The organism is Corynebacterium accolens (genome assembly GCF_023520795.1).
Classification (GTDB): domain Bacteria; phylum Actinomycetota; class Actinomycetes; order Mycobacteriales; family Mycobacteriaceae; genus Corynebacterium; species Corynebacterium accolens.
The window spans coordinates 2,361,414-2,380,028 of record NZ_CP046605.1 but is presented as its reverse complement, the minus strand read 5'-3'; the positions used below and the strand labels follow the sequence as shown (position 1 = coordinate 2,380,028).

Sequence of the window (18,615 nt, the reverse complement as noted above, 5' to 3'; positions counted from 1 at the left end):
GATGCCGCCTGCTTTTGTGGGTGGTGTCTTGTGTGTGTGATGTGATTTTTCTTTTTGTTTATTTTGTCAAGTTCACTTGTTGCTGCCACATGCTGGCTGCATGGCTTCGTGTTGTGTGGTTTGTGTGTGGTGGTTGGTGTGTTCGTTATTTAGGGCGCATGGTGGATGCCTTGGCATGCTGAGCCGATGAAGGACGTGTAAGGCTGCGTTAAGCCTCGGGGAGTTGTCAATAAAGCGTTGATCCGAGGATGTCCGAATGGGGAAACCTGGCCCTGGTTATGTGGGGTTACCCTTCAGTGAATTCATAGCTGTTGTGGGGGTTACGCGGGGAAGTGAAACATCTCAGTACCCGTAGGAGGAGAAAATAATAATGATTCTGCTAGTAGTGGCGAACGAACGTGGATGAGGCTAAACCGTGTGCATGTGATACCTGGTAGGGGTTGTGTGTGCGGTGTTGTGGGGCCTGATTTTGTGTCATCTACCAGTGGCACGCCCTTTTTTGCATTGTTGTTAGGTGAAGTGGTTTGGAATGGCCCACCGGAGTAGGTGAGAGTCCTGTAGCTGAAGATGATGATGTGGGGGTTGTTGGGTTCCCGAGTAGCAACGGGCTCGTGGAATCTGTTGTGAATCTGCCGGGACCACCCGGTAAGCCTAAATACTCAGTGTGACCGATAGTGGATAGTACCGTGAGGGAATGGTGAAAAGTACCCCGGGAGGGGAGTGAAATAGTTCCTGAAACCATGTGCTTACAATCCGTCAGAGCACTTTTTATTGTGTGATGGCGTGCCTTTTGAAGAATGAGCCTGCGAGTCAGCGGCATGTCGCGAGGTTAACCCGTGTGGGGTAGCCGTAGGGAAACCGAATCCTAATGGGGTGATAAGTGGCATGTCCTGGACCCGAAGCGGGGTGATCTACCCATGGCCAGTGTGAAGCAGCTGTAAGAGGTTGTGGAGGCGCGAACCCACGTAGGTTGAAAACTGCGGGGATGAGCTGTGGGTAGGGGTGAAAGGCCAATCAAACTCCGTGATAGCTGGTTCTCCCCGAAATGCATTTAGGTGCAGCGTCGTATTAGCTTGGTGGAGGTAGAGCGACTGGTTGGTTGAGCGGGACTACAATCTTAGCAATGTCAGCCAAACTCCGAATGCCATCAATTGTGTTGTGCGGCAGTGAGACTGTGGGGGATAAGCTTCATAGTCGAGAGGGAAACAGCCCAGATCGCCGGTTAAGGCCCCTAAGGGTGTACTAAGTGGAAAAGGATGTGGGATCGCGAAGACAGCCAGGAGGTTGGCTTAGAAGCAGCCATCCTTGAAAGAGTGCGTAATAGCTCACTGGTCGAGTGGTTCTGCGCCGACAATGTAGTGGGGCTCAAGTACACCGCCGAAGCCGCGGCAAGCAACAATTTTTTGTTGTTTGGGTAGGGGAGCGTCGTGCATGGGTGGAAGCGTTACCGTGAGGAGGCGTGGACTGTGTGCGAGTGAGAATGCAGGCATGAGTAACGAATTGTAAGGTGAGAATCCTTACCGCCGGATGACTAAGGGTTCCTGGGTCAAGTTCGTCTTCCCAGGGTGAGTCGGGACCTAAGGCGAGGCCGACAGGCGTAGTCGATGGATAACCAGTTGATATTCTGGTACCCGTACATGTGCGCCCATGATAAAGCACGGATACTAACCACTGCGGATACGCTACCTTGGCACTTTTTTGAGTGTTGGTGGTGTTGATGTCGTGGGGCCTGATGTGTGGTTCAAGTGATGGGGTGACGCAGTGAGGTAGCCGCGCCACTTAGTGGATTGGTGGTGTAAGCGTGTAGGCCGTGTGGTAGGTAAATCCGCCGCACATATAGGTTGAGGCGTGATGCGTAGACCCTATGAGGGTTGATGGTGGTGATCCTGTACTGTCGAGAAAAGCCTCTAGCGAGTGTGTGTATGGCCCGTACCCTAAACCGACACAGGTGGTCAGGTTGAAGATACTAAGGCGTTCGGGTGAACTGTGGTTAAGGAATTCGGCAAAATGCCCCCGTAACTTCGGGAGAAGGGGGGCCCTGTGATGTGAAGACCCTTGCGGTTGGAGTGTTGTGGGGTCGCAGAGAATAGAGGGAAGCGACTGTTTATCAAAAACACAGGTCCATGCGAAGACGTTAAGTTGATGTATATGGACTGACGCCTGCCCGGTGCTGGAAGGTTAAGAGGACCGGTTAGTAGTCTTTTGGCTGCGAAGCTGAGAATTTAAGCCCCAGTAAACGGCGGTGGTAACTATAACCATCCTAAGGTAGCGAAATTCCTTGTCGGGTAAGTTCCGACCTGCACGAATGGCGTAACGACTTCTCTGCTGTCTCGACCACAGGCCCGGTGAAATTGCATTACGAGTAAAGATGCTCGTTACGCGCGGCAGGACGAAAAGACCCCGGGACCTTCACTATAGCTTGGTATTGGTGTTTGGTTCGGTTTGTGTAGGATAGGTGGGAGACTGTGAAACCGTCACGCTAGTGGTGGTGGAGTCGTTGTTGAAATACCACTCTGATCGGATTGAGCATCTAACCTTGGCCCATGATCTGGGTTGGGGACAGTGCCTGGTGGGTAGTTTAACTGGGGCGGTTGCCTCCCAAAATGTAACGGAGGCGCCCAAAGGTTCCCTCAGCCTGGTTGGCAATCAGGTGGTGAGTGTAAGTGCACAAGGGAGCTTGACTGTGAGACAGACATGTCGAGCAGGGACGAAAGTCGGGACTAGTGATCCGGCACCTACTTGTGGATGTGGTGTCGCTCAACGGATAAAAGGTACCCCGGGGATAACAGGCTGATCTTCCCCAAGAGTCCATATCGACGGGATGGTTTGGCACCTCGATGTCGGCTCGTCGCATCCTGGGGCTGGAGTAGGTCCCAAGGGTTGGGCTGTTCGCCCATTAAAGCGGCACGCGAGCTGGGTTCAGAACGTCGTGAGACAGTTCGGTCTCTATCCGCCGCGCGCGTTGAAACTTGAAGAAGGCTGTCCCTAGTACGAGAGGACCGGGACGGACGTACCTCTAGTGTGCCAGTTATCCCGCCAGGGGTATCGCTGGTTGGCTACGTACGGAAGGGATAACCGCTGAAAGCATCTAAGCGGGAAGCCTGTTTTAAGATGAGGTTTCTTTTGAGGTCCCCTAAAGACTATGGGGTAGATAGGCCAGACTTGGAAGCACTGTAAGGTGTGAAGGCTACTGGTACTAATTGACCAAAACAAACACACCACAACAACCCAAACACCATGTGGTTTAAGGGAAGTTGAAGAGTGTTCTTGTTTAGCGAGTAAACAAACAAAAATACACATTATCGTGTGTGTCGCGTCCACTATGCAGTATCTGACACAACACCACACACAGTGGGTAGTGTTCTGATAGGTTTGTCGGTGGTTCATAGCTGCAGGGAAACGCCCGGTCCCATTCCGAACCCGGAAGCTAAGCCTGTACGCGCTGATGGTACTGCAACCGGGAGGTTGTGGGAGAGTAAGTCACCGCCGACACCAAACAACAAAAAGAATAATAAAATAGTGTTTATACGGTAGTCCCCGAAAGACCACCATCCCGAATAATTGTGGGTGGTTGGTGTTTCGGGGACTACTTGGTGTTTTACCCCCGCTTGTATTTGCGACGTGTACACTGTCGAGCTGGGGGAATGCGTGGTAGGTGTCGTGGTTTTACCCCCTAGTGTCAGGTGTGGTGGATAGGGTGTACCCGTTATTTTCTCTTCACTTTGAAGTGGTCTTCTTTAACTAAAATAACATTCATGTTGAGGACTTCGAATACAGTACGAGGGAAGCTGGCCGAGCTACAAGTAGTGGCCGCACTCGAGAGTGCAGGAATTGCAACCAACTTGTTGACAATGGACGACAATGGGCTAGACATTAGCTGCCAGATCCCTATCCTTCCGCTCACGTTGAAACAAAGAAAAGGCATAAGAGCCGGATCGCCATTCACTTGGAAGATGAGCTTCGAAACAATAAGTATTCAAATTAAGTCTGGCGTTAGCCCTGTAAAGGTGCGAGACCTGCTTGGTTGGGATGCGGCCAATAAGTCATCCCCACTGGGGGCGCGAATTATGGCGGTATGGCTAGAACATAAAGAGCCTGACGTTATATGGGTTTTCGATCCAGGCGCGATTTCTTCAATAGTTGAAGGACTTTCTGAAGATTAAGCTTCAGTTGCACTATCTGCGAAGGCTTACAAGAGTGCCGCAGTGAAGATTGATTGCACAAAGCCAGAAGTGCTCGGTCGATACTTATGGTTGTGGTCCAATTGTCCGGTAGCACTCGCGGAGGTTTGGGAAAAAGACATTCTTGAGTGTGCGCGAAACCCTACATGGCCCGACCTCGACGAACTCGAAGACCTTGCTTATGAATTCCTTCGGTGGGAATGTCGCGATGACGGACCTTGGGCCATTCAGGCTCTTTTTGACAAAGGTGGACCAAGCGCCGGTGAGGCCTTTCTAAATTGTAGAAATATCTTTAAGTCTTTTTACGTAAGGCAAGGCTTTGAGCAGTATTTAAACAACCCTACTGAAGCAGAATCTACTGTCATGGATCGTCTTTTCATTGGCGGTGACGTCTGGGCGGATCCTCAAAACCATCAGCAGGAGGGACCCGCTAACCAGTGGTGGACTCCGCCAGCGGTTGATCGAAAGAGTGTAGTTGAGCAATTTGATAAGCTCTTTGAGTTCTTTGCTTCTGAGAAGGGGTGGTTGGGTCGGTAAATACCCGCAATGCTCATAAGGTGCCAAGTTTTCCATCCGTACTGGTTAGGAGCAATAATCAATTGACGTAGCCTTGGGGTCTATGAATCAAAGCAAAAATAGTTCCCTACGGGGAGAAGAAAATAAGAGAGTGTCTAATGGTTTGTGTGTAGGTTCCCAACCTGCATAAGGAGATAAGCCAGAATGACTAGTGTGGCACGACGAGATCCGGCTGATAAGGCCAAGATTGATGCGATTGAAAAGAAGCTTCTTGCTAACCCTGAGATGGCGAAACTTATTGATGAGCTAGGCACTTCCACCACGGATGCCAATGACCTGGTTCGCGGTATGTTGCAAGCTTCAATTACCCGCAGGCTGAACGCGGAAATGGATACCCACCTGGGCTATACATCCGGTGATAGAGCAGCTAAAGCTACTGCTGGAACGGATAATTACCGCAATGGGACGTATCCGAAAACCGTAGATTCTAATTACGGGCCAGTAAGCATTGATGTTCCACGAGATAGAAACGGCACGTTTTTCTCCTACGATGGTGCCTAAAGGCTCCAGGCGGCTGATAGATGTTGACGATATGATTGTCAGTTTATATGCCGGCGGAATGACCATTCGGGATATCCAGCATCAGATGGCTACTGCGATGCGGGTAGATATTTCTCATGAAACAATTTCCCCGGTCACTGATGCCGTCGGCGATGAGGTCATGGTCTGGCAAAACCGCCAGTGAGATGAGTTCTACCCCGTTATCTTCCTGGATGCGTTGCGCATTAAAGTCCGCGATGGTGGCAGGGTTGTCAATAAGTCCGCGTACATGGCTATTGGCGTGGACTTAGATGGTATCAAGCACATTTTGGGTCTATGGATTGCCAAAGAAGAAGGCGCTTCATTTTGGGCGCAGATATGTGCCAACTTATCTAACCGTGGGGTCAAAGACGTCTTTATTGTCTGCTGTGACGGGCTGAAAGGCTTGCCGCAGGCTGTAGAGGCAACATGGCCGAATTCAATGGTCCAAACCTGTATCGTGCACTTAATTCGCGCTGCCAACAGGTGGGGTGACCGCAAGAGCGTATCAGCAGGTTCCTGACCCCCGACGTGTCCACTGTCCGGGGGTCAGGTCCGATTTCTGTACCGAGCGTTTCCCTGACGCAGCCGACTACCTGGAAGAATCATTAGATGAGATACTCTCGTTTACAACCACGCCCAAAGCTGTATGGACGAAGGTATGGTCCAATAATCCAACGGAGCGTTTGAGCCGTGAAATCAGGCGGCGTACCGACGTTGTAGGAATCTTTCCCAACCGCGCAGCAGTCATCCGCCTCGTCGGCGCGGTACTAGCTGAACAGCATGACGATTGGATTCAGCAAAAACGCTATATGTCACTAGCAAGCTTGGAACAAACCCGACGCCTGATAGCTACCAATACCGTCCACGCCAACGACGCAGACACCATCGAGGCAGCCTCTTAATGAACCAATATCAACCCCGAGCCGGACCCCAACACCGACCCTGACACTGTCCCCCGATCCACCGATTCAGAAAGGACAGATATACCGTTCCACCGGACTTGGCCGCCCCTCGTGGCAATAGTCAAAAGGAAAAGCCTTTAATCCTGCATCCATATTCGAATCGATGCATCATTAAAATCGAGCAAATCGCACCATGTAGAAGGAACGAAACTTTTCCTATCAGTTTTCAACCAAGTGATACGATTTGAATCTTCAAAATCGAGTTTTTTAAGAAACGATTCGCCAGCAATTTCGTACGCCCATAAGTCGTGGACATTTTCATACTCAACCGAGTAGTCTCGAAAAGTTCCCTCAGGATGAAAAATGGTTTCAAACCCTACAAAGGCTGTACCGTTAGGAGTTTCCACTTCTAAAACAATGTATAAAAAGGTATTAATCCAAGCAGCGACGCCACGAAATTTAGGCAATGATGTAGCGTCCTCATCCCTAAACCTATTTTCACTCAAAGCGTCCCTATTAAGGATTTCCGCCAAAGAGAACGCAGCGGCCTTTAAATCAAAATGACGCTCTGGTGCTACTGCCATTTCCATAAATCCTAAGTGGGAATATCTGTACTAAACCAGCTAGGAGCCTTGTCGCTCATTCCATGAGTGAAGTGCCCCGAGTTTTGTTCCTAGGCATGTTCCTTGATTTCTATTATTCCCTGTTGCGAGTTCTTCTTCCAAAATTCGGTTTCCACCTCGGCTGGGGTTCGATATCCCAGGCTTTGGTGGAGCCTTACCTCGTTCCACCATGACACCCACTCAAACGTGGCGATTTCTACCTCGACAACGTCATTCCACCTGCGAGTATGGATCAGCTCGTTCTTGTAAGAGCCGTTAACGTTTTCAGCCAGTGCAGTGTCATTTCAGTCGCCAACAATCCCAATAGAAACAGTGATCCCGTGCTGGGCAAGTCGCTGGTTGTAGACAACGCTGACGTACTATAAGCCGTGATCCGAATGGTGAATAAGACCTGTTGTTTCCCTCGCACACTTGGGTCGCTTGATTGAGTGCTTGCAGCGGCAATGCCTCGGTGCGCATCGAGTCCGATAATGCCCATCCGACGATCCGTCGGGAGTAAACGTCAGTGACAAACGCGGTGTACACAAAGCCTTTCTTCGTACGCACGTAGGTAATGTCGGCCACCCACAGCTTAAAGCAACTTGTGCATGGCCAATGGAAGGCCAGAGGTGAAATGGCGCGGCTTTCCGCTGAGTGGATCCGTGAATTCTAAGTCCGTTGCTGTTAAGTGCATGGGTATGGCCATGTCTTCGGCCTCCTCGGGGAAAATAGTGGGGTAGACCGGATCGCCGAGGATCGGTATGCCCGCCTGCCACATGTGCAGCCGCAATTGATGGGTCTTTCCAGTCTGTGGTTTTAGGGTGTAGAGACCAAGATCTGGCAGCGGACCGTGAACTTTTTCGTAAGGGGCCTTATCAATGGGTTGTACCGATTCTAGTGTGGTGAAAGCATTCGGTTCACCATCTGCTATCCGGCCCTGGATTTCACCGGGGGTTTTAGTCAGGTGGGAGGACCATTGGAGGGGCGTCGGCAAGCGGCGGAATTCCGCGACCGCCTGGTAGGTCTTGTGGACTTTCTTTTCCGCGAAGAGGGACTGGTAGGCGCCGCGGACATCCTTGTGCTTAGTGAATAGAAGGAGGCCGGAAGTAAGGCGGTCGAGGCGGTGTGCCGGCACTAACTCGTTGTTTCCGGTGGAACGGCGGAGGCGAACGGTGGCGGTTTCGACGATGTGCCGGGCGCGCGGCATGGTGGCCATGAATGGGGGCTTATCTGCTACCAGGATGTTGTCATCTTCATAGATGATGGGGATGTCGTAGGGTACGGGTATTTCTGGTGCGGGGATGCGGTAGAAGAAGACATCGACATCCTTGCCGAGCACGGTACCTGGCTTCAGGGGAGTTTGATCGCGCAGGACCACCTCGCCCGCGGCAAATCGCTCGCGCAGTGCCTGTGCATCATCATTGGGGTGGCGGTGGCGCTGGGAGGAGATGACTTCGCTGAGAAAATCCCAGGTGCTAAGGCCTGCCTCCGGCGTGCGCACGCGCGTAGGGTTGAGCCCATTTTTGATGGGCAAAGGGGTGAATCCTTTTCTGCGATGTATTAGTGTGTTTGGCATGGATATTAATTCTCTCGCGGACCAGGTGATGGCTTTTTTCTCTGACGGAATTGGCGCGGTGTTAAGGGACGTATTCCGGATGCTTCTTGAAATTTTCTCTCCGTCCAATTCTGATCCTGCAACCGTCAACCATTAAGCCTAATCCGTACTATAATTAAGTTATAACCACTGAAAGGAAAGATCATGGCTAAGGAAGACATTGTAGTCGTCGCCGTCGACGGCTCTGACGCCTCAAAGAACGCCGTCCGTTGGGCAGCAAATACGGCGATGAAGAGGGAAATCCCCCTGCGCATCGCATCGAGCTATACTATACCGCAGTTCCTGTATGCAGAAGGTATGGTCCCGCCGAAGGACCTCTACGATGATTTGCAGGATGAAACCCTGGAAAAGATCGAGGAAGCCCGTGCAATCGCTCACGAGGTAGCCCCAGAGCTCAAGATTGGGCACACCATCGCAGAGGGTTCTCCTATCGACATGCTGCTGGAAATGTCTCATGACGTCACCATGGTCGTGATGGGTTCGCGCGGCATGGGCGGCCTGTCCGGCATGGTCATGGGCTCTGTTTCCGCCGCGGTTGTTTCCCACGCTGCTTGCCCGGTAGTCGTGGTTCGTGAAGATAATAACGTCACCGATTCCACCAAGTACGGCCCCGTTGTCGTTGGTGTGGACGGTTCCGAGGTCTCTCAGAAGGCCACCTCCTATGCTTTCCGCGAGGCTCAGGCTCGCGGCGCGGCCCTCGTTGCCGTGCACACCTGGATGGATATGCAAATCCAGGCATCCCTTGCCGGCCTTTCTGCGGCTCAGTCTGAGTGGGCAGAAATTGAAAAAGAGCAGGCCGAGGTGCTGGAAGAAAACCTGAAGGAACCGCGCGAAGAGTTCCCAGATGTTGAGGTAAAGAAGCAGATCACCCGTGACCGCCCCGTCCGCGCGTTGACGGAGGCTTCCGAAGGCGCTCAGCTTCTCGTCGTTGGTTCCCACGGTCGTGGTGGGTTCAAGGGCATGGTCCTTGGCTCTACTTCCCGCGCGTTGCTGCAGTCTGCACCGTGCCCGATGATGGTGGTGCGCCCGGACGACGAAGGCTAAATATTTACTAGCCTGAACTTCCCAGCGCTCTTCTCCTGGCTTTTACAGCCAGGGGTGGAGCGCTTCTGGTGTTTTAGAGCCACTTTGCTATACAAATGTGTCGTATTTGTTATCCCTACTTGAGTCACAGGGGTTTACACTGGGAAATACTCGATACGTTTATATTAGGAGGAAATCATGGGACTAGGTTTAGGTCTATTCACCTCAATCATTGTTGGTATCATCGCCGGTTGGCTGGCAGAGAAGATTATGAAGCGTGACCACGGGTTGTTTACCAACCTAGTGGTGGGTGTTATCGGCGGCCTCATCGGTGGCATCATCATCCAGCTGCTGAATATTGAGGCTAGCGGTGGGTGGATCTTCTCCATCGTCGCGGCCACCGCGGGTGCTTGTATTTTGCTGTGGATTGTGGACAAAGTGAAGCAATAATCCGCATTTAATTAGCGTACATACCGGTTTGTCTATAAAGTATAGATGAACCGGTTTTGTCGTTGTAGAGAGGAATCCATGGCAGAGAAGAAGTCGCGCCGCAATCGGCCCAGCCCGCGAAGCAGGCTGCTGGAATCTGCAACCAAGCTCTTTAAAACCGAGGGCATTCGCGTCATCGGCATTGACCGCATCTTGCGCGAAGCGGATGTGGCCAAGGCGTCCCTATATTCCTTGTTTGGCTCCAAGGATGCCTTGGTCATTGCCTATGTAGAGTCTTTGGACGAGCAGTTCCGCCAGGACTGGGAGCAGCGGACGGCTGCCATGCAGGATCCGGATCAGAAGATTTTGGCCTTTTTTGACAAGGTTATTGAGGAAGAGCCGGAAGAAGGTTTTCGCGGCTCGCACTTCTTGAATGCAGCGGGCGAGTACCCGCGGCCGGAAACGGATTCAGAGCGCGGCATCGTTGCGGCTTGCATGCAGCATCGCAATTGGGTGCACTCCACCTTGACGGCGCTGTTGACGGAGCGCAATGGCTATCCCTCGGCTTCTCAAGCAAGCCAGCTCTTGATTTTCCTTGATGGAGGTCTCGCCGGAGCCCGCTTGACCAAGGAAGCCGGGCCGCTATATACGGCCCGCGAGCTGGCTACTCAGATGCTGTCGGCCCCTCCTGCTGATTATTCGATTTAAGGTATTTTCGCGCCTCCAGGCGCAGCCGGTTGACCCGCTTCTTCTCCTCCTTGGAAAGGGCGGGCTTTTTATCTTTCTGGCGCCATGCGCGGATGCTCTCGCGGCGCATCTCGTGGACTTCTTCCGTGAGCGGGTAGCGCTTGTGCAGCATGATCTCAAAGACGATGGTTTGGACCAGCGTGAAGAGGTAAGCCCAACCCCAGTACAGGATGATGGCGACGGGAAGCGGACCGCTATGGGCCAGGTACCAGAGCAAGATGGGCGCCACAATCAGCAGGATGCCGATGATAATGAAGATCCGCCGGTTGACCTTTTGATCAAATTGCGTGGTGAGGAAGCTGCGCACCACGGAAATGATGGAGTTGGCCAGGGTAAAGGCAATGGCGGCAATCACGATTGGGTTGAGCAGATCGCCGTGATCGCGGGCGAAGTCCGTGATGGGGACCCCGGAGTAGGTGGTCTCCCGGAAGGCTGCGACATCGGCAGCGTCAAGCATGCCCACCGTGGACGAGCCCTGTTCGATATTCGACATGCGCAAGATGACTTGGTACAAGCCAAGGAAGGCGGGGATCGTAATCAGTGGGGGAATACAGCCGGCAGCAGGCTTGTAGTTATAGCTCTTGGACAAATCCTGCTGTTTTTGGATGAGCTCCGCCATCTCCTCGGTGGTTTCGGCGTGATTCATCTGCTCGTTAATCCGCGTGCTTTCTGGGCGCATGAGGACGCTGATGCGACCGGAGCGCAGTGCCATCCAGTTCAGCGGGGAGACGATACCGCGGACGGTAATAACCAGCAGGATGATGGAAACAAGCCAGGCGGTGGATTCATCGACGAAGCTACCGATAAGCCAATGCCAGAATTTCATGATTCCGGAAACCGGGTACATGAAGACTTCGAACATGCTTAACCTTTCGATGTGGCGGTATATATTAGGGTGTTAAAGCATGACTAAAGTTCTTGGGGAACTCATGCTTACCATTGGCGTGGTTTTGGTCCTCTTTGCATTCTATGAAGCCTATTGGACAAATGTGGAATCAGGGCGGCTACAGGACGAGGCCAATGCGAAGCTGGAACAGCAGTGGCGCAACCCACGGGAGAAAATGGACCCAGATTTGGGAGAGGCTTTCGCGCAGATGCGCATCCCTGCCTTTGGTTCGGATTATCACTTTGCCATCATCCAAGGCACGGATGACGATGATCTTCTGCGCGGCCCTGGCCACTATGAAGACACACAAATGCCAGGTGAGACGGGGAATTTTGCGGTGGCTGGGCACCGCGTGGGCAAGGGTGCCCCATTCAATGACTTGGGTTCCTTGCATACCTGCGATGACATCATCATCGAAACCCAAACGGAAAAGATTACCTACAAGGTGCTGCCCATCGATGGCGAGCACGCAGATTGCTTCGATGAAGTACCAGAAGAATATAGCCATGTTGCCGGCCGGCATATCACCACGCCTGGCGATGTCTCAGTGATCGACCCCGTGCCGGGAACTGAAGCGGACCCCACGCGGGGAATGCTGACCCTCACCACTTGTCACCCACAATTTTCCAACGCCGAGCGCATGATTGTGCACGCGATGGAAGTTGGAAAGGAAGCTAAGTAATGTATCGCGCTTTGTGGAATCTATTGCCGGGGCCGAAGCCGGTGAAGGCGCTGCTCGCCGTCGCCATTGCGGTGGGAGTGTTCTTCCTCCTCATGGAGGTCGTCTTCCCCTGGGTTTCGCCGATGATGCCCTATAACGACGTCGCGGTTTAAAGCCCTAAATTGGCAATGGCTTCTTGGGCAATCTGCTCGGACTTGAAGGTTTGTTGCTGATTGCTCCACACCAGCACCGCGTGGGTGTCCTTTTGCACGGCGTAGACGGCCTGCTCATTGACGATGCCCCGTCCGCCCTCCCAGCCTGCAAAGGAGGCGGGCTCGGTGGCATCGATTGGCGCGGCCCAATCCACCGCGGCGCGGGCGTCTTCTACGGTGGGCAAATCGCGCACGATAACGGTAGCTTGCGGGTTGTCTTGATAGGACCAAAAGACACACGCGGGGATGGGAAAGCGAGTGTCGATGCCCTGCTTGGTAAGGCGCTCGCCATTGGTATTTTCCAACCAGCCGGGATCGATATAGGGACAGTCGCTCCACTCGTTGACCTCTGCGGTCTGTTCCACGTTGACGGCGGCGCTTTCCGATGCCACCTCGTGTTCCGGTTCGGTCTGGTCTGCTTGTTCGGTCTGGCATCCCGCGATCCCTATTCCGGTCACGGCGAGAAGGACAAGTAGGCTTTTGCGCATGAGCTCCACATTAGATCGGGATTCCGATGCGCTGCGCACCGGCATTCATTTCTTAACGGCGGTCCTGTTGGTGGTGGGTATTTTTACCTCGGTGAAAATGCCGCTATCCCAGTCCCTTATCAACCTATTGCTATTGGTGGGGTTCGCGGCGGTCTACTTTGCGGGATCGATCTATGCGGAGCAGTGGCCGCGGCCCATGCACTACCTGTGGATAAGCATCCTCACGGTGTTATGGGGCGCGGATCTATTCGTGGCTCCCGCCGCCATCTACCTGGTATTCGTCATGTACTTTTTGTACCTGACCGTGCTGGATATGGCTGCGGGTATCCTATGCGTGATTGGCGCTACCGTTCTTACCATCGTGGTGCAGATACCGGGAGGCTTGACCTTTGGCGGGGTGATGGGCCCGGCGGTCTCGGCACTGGTCACCGTGGCGATTACGTATGCGTTTCGCACCCTATCGCGCATGAACCGGGAGCTCATAGAAACCCGCACGCAGTTGGCGGCCACGGAACGAGATGCCGGCATGGTGGCCGAGCGCCAGCGCATCGCCCACGAGATTCATGACACCTTGGCCCAGGGATTGTCATCGATTCAGATGCTCCTGCACTCCGCCGACCGGGATCTGGATAAGGGAGACATTCCCGCCGCCCGCCGGCGCATTGAGCTTGCGCGGCGGGCCGCCGCGGATAACCTGCATGAAGCGCGGGCCATGATTGCTGCGCTTCAGCCGCCCACTCTAACGGAGACGTCCCTCGAGGCGGCGCTGACGCGCATGGCGGAAAACTTCGCCGCTACGGCGGGGTTCCAGGTGGAGGTCGACAGCGAGGGTGCGGAGCAACAGCTGCCGATGAAAATAGAGGCGGCGCTATTGCGGATTGCACAGGGGGCGGTGGGGAACATCGTCAAGCATGCCGGTGCCAGCCGCGCCCGGATCACCGTCACCTATGAAACCGACGAGGTGCGCGTGGATGTGGTGGATAATGGGCAGGGTTTTGAGCCCGCGACGGTGGAAAGCGCGCCTGCGGGGCTGGGGCATATTGGCCTATCTGCCATGCGGCGCCGCGCGCAGGAGCTAGGCGGCGATGTGGTCATAGAATCCGCGCCGGGGGAGGGCACGGCTGTGTCAGTTAGTATGCCCTTGGATAAGGCGGTAGATTAAACTTTTGGTTGAGAAAAACATCGATAGGAGGGATGTCGTGATTCGGGTCCTTTTGGCAGATGACCACGAGATCGTGCGGCTGGGGCTGCGTTCGGTGCTCGAAGGCGCAGAAGATATCGACGTCGTGGGCGAGGTAGCGACGGCGGAGGCCGCTGTGTCCGCGGCGCAAGCAGGTGGTATCGATGTCATCCTCATGGACCTGCGATTCGGGGCGGGCCTCGAGGGAACGCGCGTGATGGGTGGCGTCGAAGCCACCGCGCAGATTCGCTCCTCCATGAGCACGCCGCCCAAGGTGCTGGTCATCACCAATTACGACACCGATGCGGATATCCTCGGCGCCATCGAAGCAGGCGCGGTGGGCTACCTCCTAAAAGACGCCCCGCCGCAGGAGCTTTTGGATGCCGTCCATTCGACGGCGGAGGGGGATTCGGCGCTTTCGCCCATCGTGGCCGATCGCCTGATGACCCGGGTTCGCACGCCCCGCACCTCGCTGACCCCGCGCGAGCTAGAGGTGTTGCAATTGGTGGCGGCGGGGGCCTCGAACCGGCAGATTGGCCAAGACCTCATGCTTTCTGAGGCCACGGTGAAATCCCACCTAGTGCACATTTATGACAAATTGGGCGTTCGCTCGCGTACCTCCGCGGTGGCGGCCGCCAGGGAGCAGGGCGTGCTTTAATCTAGTGGGCCGCGTTGTAGGCGTCGATGATGTTCTGGGGGATCTTGCCGCGGCGTGCTACGTCATGGCCCTGCTTTTGCGCCCATTCGCGGACCTTGCGTGGATCGACCTGTGGGGATTCCGCATCGGGAGCGGCATGTGCGGCCTCGACAAAGGGGGCGATTGCCTCGTGGAAGCGGCGGGCATTGTCGCGGGATAGATCCATCAAGTAGCTGCGCCCATTGACGCTGAACCGGACTACCTCTAATTCATCCTCACCAATGAGTTGATTATCAAGGTCATCATAAAATTGCGTGATTTCGCGGCGTGCCATAGTACCTCCATGGTTTATTGTATCGATATGTTTACCTAATACCGGTATTTGGAATCCGAATTAACTCTAATTCAATTTTACCAGTGTGGAAATTAGTAGACAATAAAGTTTTAGTTAGTGGCCCTCGCGCATAAAAATATCGCCGCCACCTAAAAGGTGAACGGCGATGGGAGGCGGAAGAGAAATTATTCGCCCAGGCGCTGTTGAATCTCCGCGGTAACGGAATCGATCTCTCCGCTAATGGTCTTATGCGCACGGCGGCGCTGCTGCTCCGTCATGAATTCGGCGTTATCGATCGCGGCATCAACCTCTTCGAGGCGCTCGCGCACGTCCCGCTTGAAGCCGGCGGGCAGATCCACGTCCTTGAGGGAATTACGGATGCCGGCGGTGCGGGCCTTGAGCGGGGCGCCGTAGCCGGAAAAGGAGGCCATTTCTGCGGAACTTACGCCCGCCTTGTGGGCCTTGCGCTTTTCTTTTTCGGACTTAAGGCCCACTAATGCGCGATAAACGAGGGGAAGCAAAAGCGGGGCGGCGGTGCGCAATGCACCTGCATAGCGCTTGACCTTGCCGGCATTAAAGTGGCCCTCGCGCAGCTTTTCCAGTTCCTTTTCCGCCATCTTCTGTTCGTGTTTACGGCGCTTTTTGAGACCCTTTTCTTCGGTCTTAAGAAGGTGCTTTTCTTGCTTGGCAAGGAGCTTTTGTTGGCGGCGACGATCCTTCGACTGGGCCTTTACCTCAGCCTTGGCGCGCGCCTTCGCCGCCTTGGCCTGCGCGCGTGCTTCCTGGCGAGCCTTTTTCAATTTCTTGAGGATACTCATTATTTTCCCTTACGTTCGATCGAGTCTGGATTCAACATTACCTTGCTGTTCTATTAAGCTCACCCGGTGTGGAGGATGTCGTTGTAGCTTCGGATCTCGTTGGGTGCCGCTATCGCTTGGCGCAGCGGCGCGCCCACCCGGAGATTCCGCGCACCCGAGCCTCGATTGCTCGGGCCGAGCGCCACAGCGCCGCCGTAGACGCGGTCATGGAGTTATTCCCGCGTAAAGCCCCTGGCCGTTTCCGGCGCATCGATCTAGAAGGTGACGATTGGGAACGCGCCATGGCCACGCTGGAGGCCATTGCCTCCGGCTATACCCACATCACCAATGCGGTCTTTGCCACCGAAAAGTGGAAAGTGCACGTGGAATTGCTGTTGCGGGAGGCGGGCTCTTATACCCCCATTATTGTGAGCAACCACCGCGTGGCGCGCAAGCACCCAAAGAAGACCACGCTTGCCGTGCCCACCCACCGCCTTGGGTTGAGCGAGCCCATGGAGGTTCCGTATAAGGGCCGCCACCATGCCGTCGATGGCTATCGTTTGGCGCTCGCCGCCGAGGCCCTGGAAGATATGGGCCTGAACTCCGGGCGGGGCGGTGCGATAGGCCAAGACCGCCAGCAGGCCTTTTTCACGGAGACGGCGAAGTTTGACGTGCAGCGCGCCTGGGATAAGCCGCTGCCCACCGCGCCGGTGCGGGTCAAAGAGTGCGCTAGCTGCAGGTTCTGGCCCTTGTGCGAACAAGAACTGGTGGCGGCGGACGATATTTCCCTTTTCTTGCCGGGCGATCGCGCCCGCCCCTTTCGCGAGCGCGGCATTACCACGGTGCAGGCGCTTATCGATGCCAATGTGGGCGAGCCCTCCCGCCTCGCCGCCGCGTGGCGTGCCGGGCAGACGCTGCTGCGCCGCGGGGATACGTCGGTGCCGCGGGCGGATGTCGAGGTGGATGTGGACATGGAGGCCTACATGGACCAAGGCGCTTACCTGTGGGGCGCGTGGTTCGAGGGCGAGTACCACCCCTTCGTGACGTGGGAGCCGCTGGGCGGGCGCGCTGAGGCGGAGAACTTCGCCGAATTTTGGAGGTGGTTGATGCAGCTGCGCGATACAGCGCATGCGGAGGGCAAGACCTTTGCCGCTTATTGCTATTCCGCCCACGGCGAGAACCACTGGATGCGCCGCTCTGCGCAGCGCTTCCGGGAGGTGGATGAACGGGAAGTAGAAGACTTTATCTCTTCCCCAGAGTGGGTGGATATGTTTGCCTACGTGAAGAGATCCTTCGCGGGGCCCTTTGGGCTGGGGCTCAAAGTGGTGGCCCCAGTGGCGGGATTCCGGTGGCCGGAAGAGGACTTTGATGGCGAAGAATCCGTCAACGCGCGCCGAGAGGCCCTGGCCGGTGACATGAGCGTCCGGCAGCGCCTCTTGGACTATAACGCCGGCGATGTCCACGCCACCCGGATAGTGCGCGAGTGGATGAGCGCCGGCGCGCCGGGAATCCCAGAACTCTAGAGCGCCGCGAACAGGGCGTAGATTACCGCCAGGATGGCGATGCCGATATAGATTTGGTTCCAGTCCGCGGTGGTTTTCGGCGCGGGACCTTCCGCCTTTTTCATCAACACCTGCTTTTGGGCCTTGACCGCGCGGGCGACGAATATGGGGTAGACCGCCAAAGAACCGATGCATAGTAGCGAGGCCACCACCTTGAGCACGGAGATATCCGTGCCCATCCAGATGAGCAGCCCCCCATTGACGAATGTGGCGCGCAACAGGCCCCACCGATCCAGCTCCTGAAGCCCCGCGCGGACCGCGCCGGGGCCACCGCCCATGGTGGTGGGAAGAAGATAGCTCATGACTCCGATGAGCAGCTGCGCCGCAAAGCCCACCACGAGGCCGAGCGTGGGAAGCCCTGGTTCTGCCACGAGGAAGTGCTGCGTGGTGTAGTACGCCAGGGATAGCACCAGCCAGAGCGTGGCCATCAGCACCGAGACGGAGGCAAAGTTAACGCGGTCGCGCGGTGCGCGGGCGACGTCGATGACATTGCCAAGCCACTGCTGCAGGCTTAAGATCCAGCCGATGCAATAGATGATCAGCCCAAGCTGCGGGAAGTTCAGAAACGCGCCGATGGACGTTGCCACCACGCCCAAGGTAAGCAGCGCGAACGAGGAGGACATGCGCTCATTGGTGCCCTGCGTGCGCCAGATCGTGGGAAAGAGGATGGTCAAAGAACCTGCCGCAGCAAGGCCGATGAAACCGCCGATATTGGCGGCGATATGGGCCAAGAGCAACTGCGGTTCACCCGGGTGAATGGCCAGGATCGCGCCGAAGACCGCACCGACCGGCAAGCACAGCGCGGATAGCACGTAGGCGCCGACAACTGGGCGGAAGCGCTTATCCTTAGCTGTTCGCCACTGGGCAAACAGGGACACCGCGTGCCATAAAACGGTAAGCGCGATAAGCGTGGCACCGATCTGGGTCAGTATCCAGTGGTGAGCCCAGAATTGCACGAGGATTTGGCCCGCGACGGCGATGATGATGCCGATATTGAGGATATAGATGCGCGCGAGCTGTTTGGGGCGGGCGGAATCCGGCAGTTTTTGTTGCACGAATTTTTCAGTCAGGTGCTGCGACCACACCAGGATGCTGTTGGTGACCAGGCCCAACGTGAAGAGGTGGATAAGTACCCAGCGATAATTGGGCACGAATATGTGCGCTGCGCCCACTACGATGAAGACCATCATCCAGATGGACACGGGGCGTGAGGCTTTGCGGTGCCAGGTGCGGCTCGACCACTTATCTTGAGGCATAAAAC

Annotated in this window: 20 protein-coding genes, 2 rRNA genes and 1 pseudogene; 14 read left to right on the top strand and 9 right to left on the bottom strand. The window is 55.2% G+C overall.

What is annotated here, in order from left to right; genetic code table 11:
• The first annotated feature begins 138 nt into the window (after positions 1–138).
• The 5 genes and pseudogenes from CACC_RS11180 (at position 139) to CACC_RS11775 (ending at position 6,181) form a co-directional block, all read left to right on the top strand.
• Positions 139–3,219 (top strand): 23S ribosomal RNA (locus CACC_RS11180).
• A 155-nt stretch (positions 3,220–3,374) separates the two neighbouring features.
• Positions 3,375–3,492, top strand: a 5S ribosomal RNA gene (gene rrf, locus CACC_RS11175).
• 263 nt (positions 3,493–3,755) lie between these two features.
• The gene (locus tag CACC_RS11170) at positions 3,756–4,163 is read left to right on the top strand and encodes a hypothetical protein (RefSeq protein ID WP_005279654.1); all 408 of its coding nucleotides are present in this window, start codon (positions 3,756–3,758) and stop codon (positions 4,161–4,163) included.
• 42 nt (positions 4,164–4,205) lie between these two features.
• On the top strand, positions 4,206–4,718 hold the full coding sequence (locus tag CACC_RS11165) for a hypothetical protein (RefSeq protein ID WP_005279655.1): 513 nt from the start codon (positions 4,206–4,208) through the stop codon (positions 4,716–4,718).
• A 264-nt stretch (positions 4,719–4,982) separates the two neighbouring features.
• Positions 4,983–6,181, top strand: a pseudogene (locus CACC_RS11775) (IS256 family transposase).
• A gap of 137 nt (positions 6,182–6,318) precedes the next feature.
• Here the strand turns inward: CACC_RS11775 and CACC_RS11145 are convergent.
• The 4 genes from CACC_RS11145 to CACC_RS11140 all read right to left on the bottom strand — a co-directional run bounded on the left by CACC_RS11145 (position 6,319) and on the right by CACC_RS11140 (position 8,359).
• A complete protein-coding gene (locus CACC_RS11145; RefSeq protein ID WP_244262165.1) occupies positions 6,319–6,765 on the bottom strand; it encodes a hypothetical protein in 447 nt (148 codons plus the stop codon).
• Positions 6,766–6,854: 89 nt separating this feature from the next.
• A complete protein-coding gene (locus CACC_RS11770; RefSeq protein WP_081445484.1) occupies positions 6,855–7,076 on the bottom strand; it encodes an integrase core domain-containing protein in 222 nt (73 codons plus the stop codon).
• Between the two features lie 7 nt (positions 7,077–7,083).
• Positions 7,084–7,329, bottom strand: a complete 246-nt coding sequence (locus CACC_RS11765; protein WP_430733306.1) for a hypothetical protein — start codon at positions 7,327–7,329, stop codon at positions 7,084–7,086.
• A 46-nt stretch (positions 7,330–7,375) separates the two neighbouring features.
• Positions 7,376–8,359, bottom strand: coding sequence for a pseudouridine synthase (locus CACC_RS11140; protein WP_005279662.1), 984 nt, complete (start codon positions 8,357–8,359; stop codon positions 7,376–7,378).
• Between CACC_RS11140 and CACC_RS11135 the strand changes: the two genes are divergently transcribed.
• The 4 genes from CACC_RS11135 to CACC_RS11120 all read left to right on the top strand — a co-directional run bounded on the left by CACC_RS11135 (position 8,358) and on the right by CACC_RS11120 (position 10,558).
• Positions 8,358–8,495: a hypothetical protein gene (locus CACC_RS11135; RefSeq protein WP_005279663.1), complete on the top strand. Its 138-nt coding sequence runs from the start codon at positions 8,358–8,360 to the stop codon at positions 8,493–8,495. The genes CACC_RS11140 and CACC_RS11135 overlap by 2 nt on opposite strands.
• A gap of 47 nt (positions 8,496–8,542) precedes the next feature.
• Positions 8,543–9,442, top strand: a complete 900-nt coding sequence (locus tag CACC_RS11130; protein ID WP_005279665.1) for a universal stress protein — start codon at positions 8,543–8,545, stop codon at positions 9,440–9,442.
• A 177-nt stretch (positions 9,443–9,619) separates the two neighbouring features.
• Positions 9,620–9,871 (top strand): GlsB/YeaQ/YmgE family stress response membrane protein, encoded by a 252-nt coding sequence (locus tag CACC_RS11125; protein ID WP_005279667.1) that lies wholly within the window; start codon positions 9,620–9,622, stop codon positions 9,869–9,871.
• Positions 9,872–9,949: 78 nt separating this feature from the next.
• Positions 9,950–10,558, top strand: a complete 609-nt coding sequence (locus CACC_RS11120) for a TetR/AcrR family transcriptional regulator (RefSeq protein WP_005279669.1) — start codon at positions 9,950–9,952, stop codon at positions 10,556–10,558.
• Here the strand turns inward: CACC_RS11120 and yidC are convergent.
• On the bottom strand, positions 10,515–11,459 hold the full coding sequence (yidC, locus tag CACC_RS11115) for a membrane protein insertase YidC (protein WP_005279671.1): 945 nt from the start codon (positions 11,457–11,459) through the stop codon (positions 10,515–10,517). The genes CACC_RS11120 and yidC overlap by 44 nt on opposite strands.
• Positions 11,460–11,502: 43 nt before the next feature.
• On the opposite strand from yidC, the gene CACC_RS11110 reads away from it, so the two are divergent.
• On the top strand, positions 11,503–12,165 hold the full coding sequence (locus CACC_RS11110; protein ID WP_005279672.1) for a class E sortase: 663 nt from the start codon (positions 11,503–11,505) through the stop codon (positions 12,163–12,165).
• Positions 12,165–12,317 carry a hypothetical protein gene (locus tag CACC_RS11105; RefSeq protein ID WP_005279674.1) on the top strand — a complete coding sequence of 51 codons (153 nt, stop codon included), beginning with the start codon at positions 12,165–12,167 and terminating at the stop codon, positions 12,315–12,317. Before CACC_RS11110 ends, CACC_RS11105 begins: the two co-directional genes overlap by 1 nt.
• Here the strand turns inward: CACC_RS11105 and CACC_RS11100 are convergent.
• Positions 12,314–12,844 carry a DUF2020 domain-containing protein gene (locus tag CACC_RS11100; RefSeq protein WP_005279676.1) on the bottom strand — a complete coding sequence of 177 codons (531 nt, stop codon included), beginning with the start codon at positions 12,842–12,844 and terminating at the stop codon, positions 12,314–12,316. The two genes, CACC_RS11105 and CACC_RS11100, sit on opposite strands and share 4 nt — an antisense overlap.
• Between CACC_RS11100 and CACC_RS11095 the strand changes: the two genes are divergently transcribed.
• A complete protein-coding gene (locus CACC_RS11095) occupies positions 12,843–14,006 on the top strand; it encodes a sensor histidine kinase (RefSeq protein ID WP_005279677.1) in 1,164 nt (387 codons plus the stop codon). The genes CACC_RS11100 and CACC_RS11095 overlap by 2 nt on opposite strands.
• Positions 14,007–14,043: 37 nt before the next feature.
• Entirely contained in the window at positions 14,044–14,682 is a 639-nt protein-coding gene (locus tag CACC_RS11090) for a response regulator (RefSeq protein ID WP_023029700.1), read from the top strand.
• Between the two features lies 1 nt (position 14,683).
• On the opposite strand, the gene CACC_RS11085 is transcribed toward CACC_RS11090, so the two are convergent.
• Positions 14,684–14,995 carry a histone-like nucleoid-structuring protein Lsr2 gene (locus CACC_RS11085; protein ID WP_005279679.1) on the bottom strand — a complete coding sequence of 104 codons (312 nt, stop codon included), beginning with the start codon at positions 14,993–14,995 and terminating at the stop codon, positions 14,684–14,686.
• 185 nt (positions 14,996–15,180) lie between these two features.
• Complete coding sequence (locus tag CACC_RS11080; RefSeq protein ID WP_005279680.1) at positions 15,181–15,813, bottom strand: DUF6474 family protein; 633 nt, start codon at positions 15,811–15,813, stop codon at positions 15,181–15,183.
• A 68-nt stretch (positions 15,814–15,881) separates the two neighbouring features.
• Between CACC_RS11080 and CACC_RS11075 the strand changes: the two genes are divergently transcribed.
• On the top strand, positions 15,882–17,315 hold the full coding sequence (locus CACC_RS11075) for a TM0106 family RecB-like putative nuclease (protein WP_005279681.1): 1,434 nt from the start codon (positions 15,882–15,884) through the stop codon (positions 17,313–17,315).
• On the opposite strand, the gene CACC_RS11070 is transcribed toward CACC_RS11075, so the two are convergent.
• Positions 17,312–18,610: a hypothetical protein gene (locus tag CACC_RS11070; protein WP_023029699.1), complete on the bottom strand. Its 1,299-nt coding sequence runs from the start codon at positions 18,608–18,610 to the stop codon at positions 17,312–17,314. The two genes, CACC_RS11075 and CACC_RS11070, sit on opposite strands and share 4 nt — an antisense overlap.
• Positions 18,611–18,615: the final 5 nt, after the last annotated feature.

Excerpts from the sequence above, each read along its gene's own strand:
- CACC_RS11140 (WP_005279662.1), bottom strand. The coding sequence starts at position 8,359 with ATGCCAAACACACTAATACATCGCAGAAAAGGATTCACCCCTTTGCCC.
- CACC_RS11080 (WP_005279680.1), bottom strand. The coding sequence starts at position 15,813 with ATGAGTATCCTCAAGAAATTGAAAAAGGCTCGCCAGGAAGCACGCGCG.
- CACC_RS11110 (WP_005279672.1), top strand. The coding sequence starts at position 11,503 with ATGACTAAAGTTCTTGGGGAACTCATGCTTACCATTGGCGTGGTTTTG.
- CACC_RS11070 (WP_023029699.1), bottom strand. The coding sequence starts at position 18,610 with ATGCCTCAAGATAAGTGGTCGAGCCGCACCTGGCACCGCAAAGCCTCA.
- CACC_RS11105 (WP_005279674.1), top strand. The coding sequence starts at position 12,165 with ATGTATCGCGCTTTGTGGAATCTATTGCCGGGGCCGAAGCCGGTGAAG.
- CACC_RS11145 (WP_244262165.1), bottom strand. The coding sequence starts at position 6,765 with ATGGCAGTAGCACCAGAGCGTCATTTTGATTTAAAGGCCGCTGCGTTC.
- CACC_RS11135 (WP_005279663.1), top strand. The coding sequence starts at position 8,358 with ATGGATATTAATTCTCTCGCGGACCAGGTGATGGCTTTTTTCTCTGAC.
- CACC_RS11085 (WP_005279679.1), bottom strand. The coding sequence starts at position 14,995 with ATGGCACGCCGCGAAATCACGCAATTTTATGATGACCTTGATAATCAA.
- CACC_RS11125 (WP_005279667.1), top strand. The coding sequence starts at position 9,620 with ATGGGACTAGGTTTAGGTCTATTCACCTCAATCATTGTTGGTATCATC.
- CACC_RS11100 (WP_005279676.1), bottom strand. The coding sequence starts at position 12,844 with ATGCGCAAAAGCCTACTTGTCCTTCTCGCCGTGACCGGAATAGGGATC.
- yidC (WP_005279671.1), bottom strand. The coding sequence starts at position 11,459 with ATGTTCGAAGTCTTCATGTACCCGGTTTCCGGAATCATGAAATTCTGG.
- CACC_RS11120 (WP_005279669.1), top strand. The coding sequence starts at position 9,950 with ATGGCAGAGAAGAAGTCGCGCCGCAATCGGCCCAGCCCGCGAAGCAGG.
- CACC_RS11170 (WP_005279654.1), top strand. The coding sequence starts at position 3,756 with ATGTTGAGGACTTCGAATACAGTACGAGGGAAGCTGGCCGAGCTACAA.
- CACC_RS11095 (WP_005279677.1), top strand. The coding sequence starts at position 12,843 with ATGAGCTCCACATTAGATCGGGATTCCGATGCGCTGCGCACCGGCATT.
- CACC_RS11130 (WP_005279665.1), top strand. The coding sequence starts at position 8,543 with ATGGCTAAGGAAGACATTGTAGTCGTCGCCGTCGACGGCTCTGACGCC.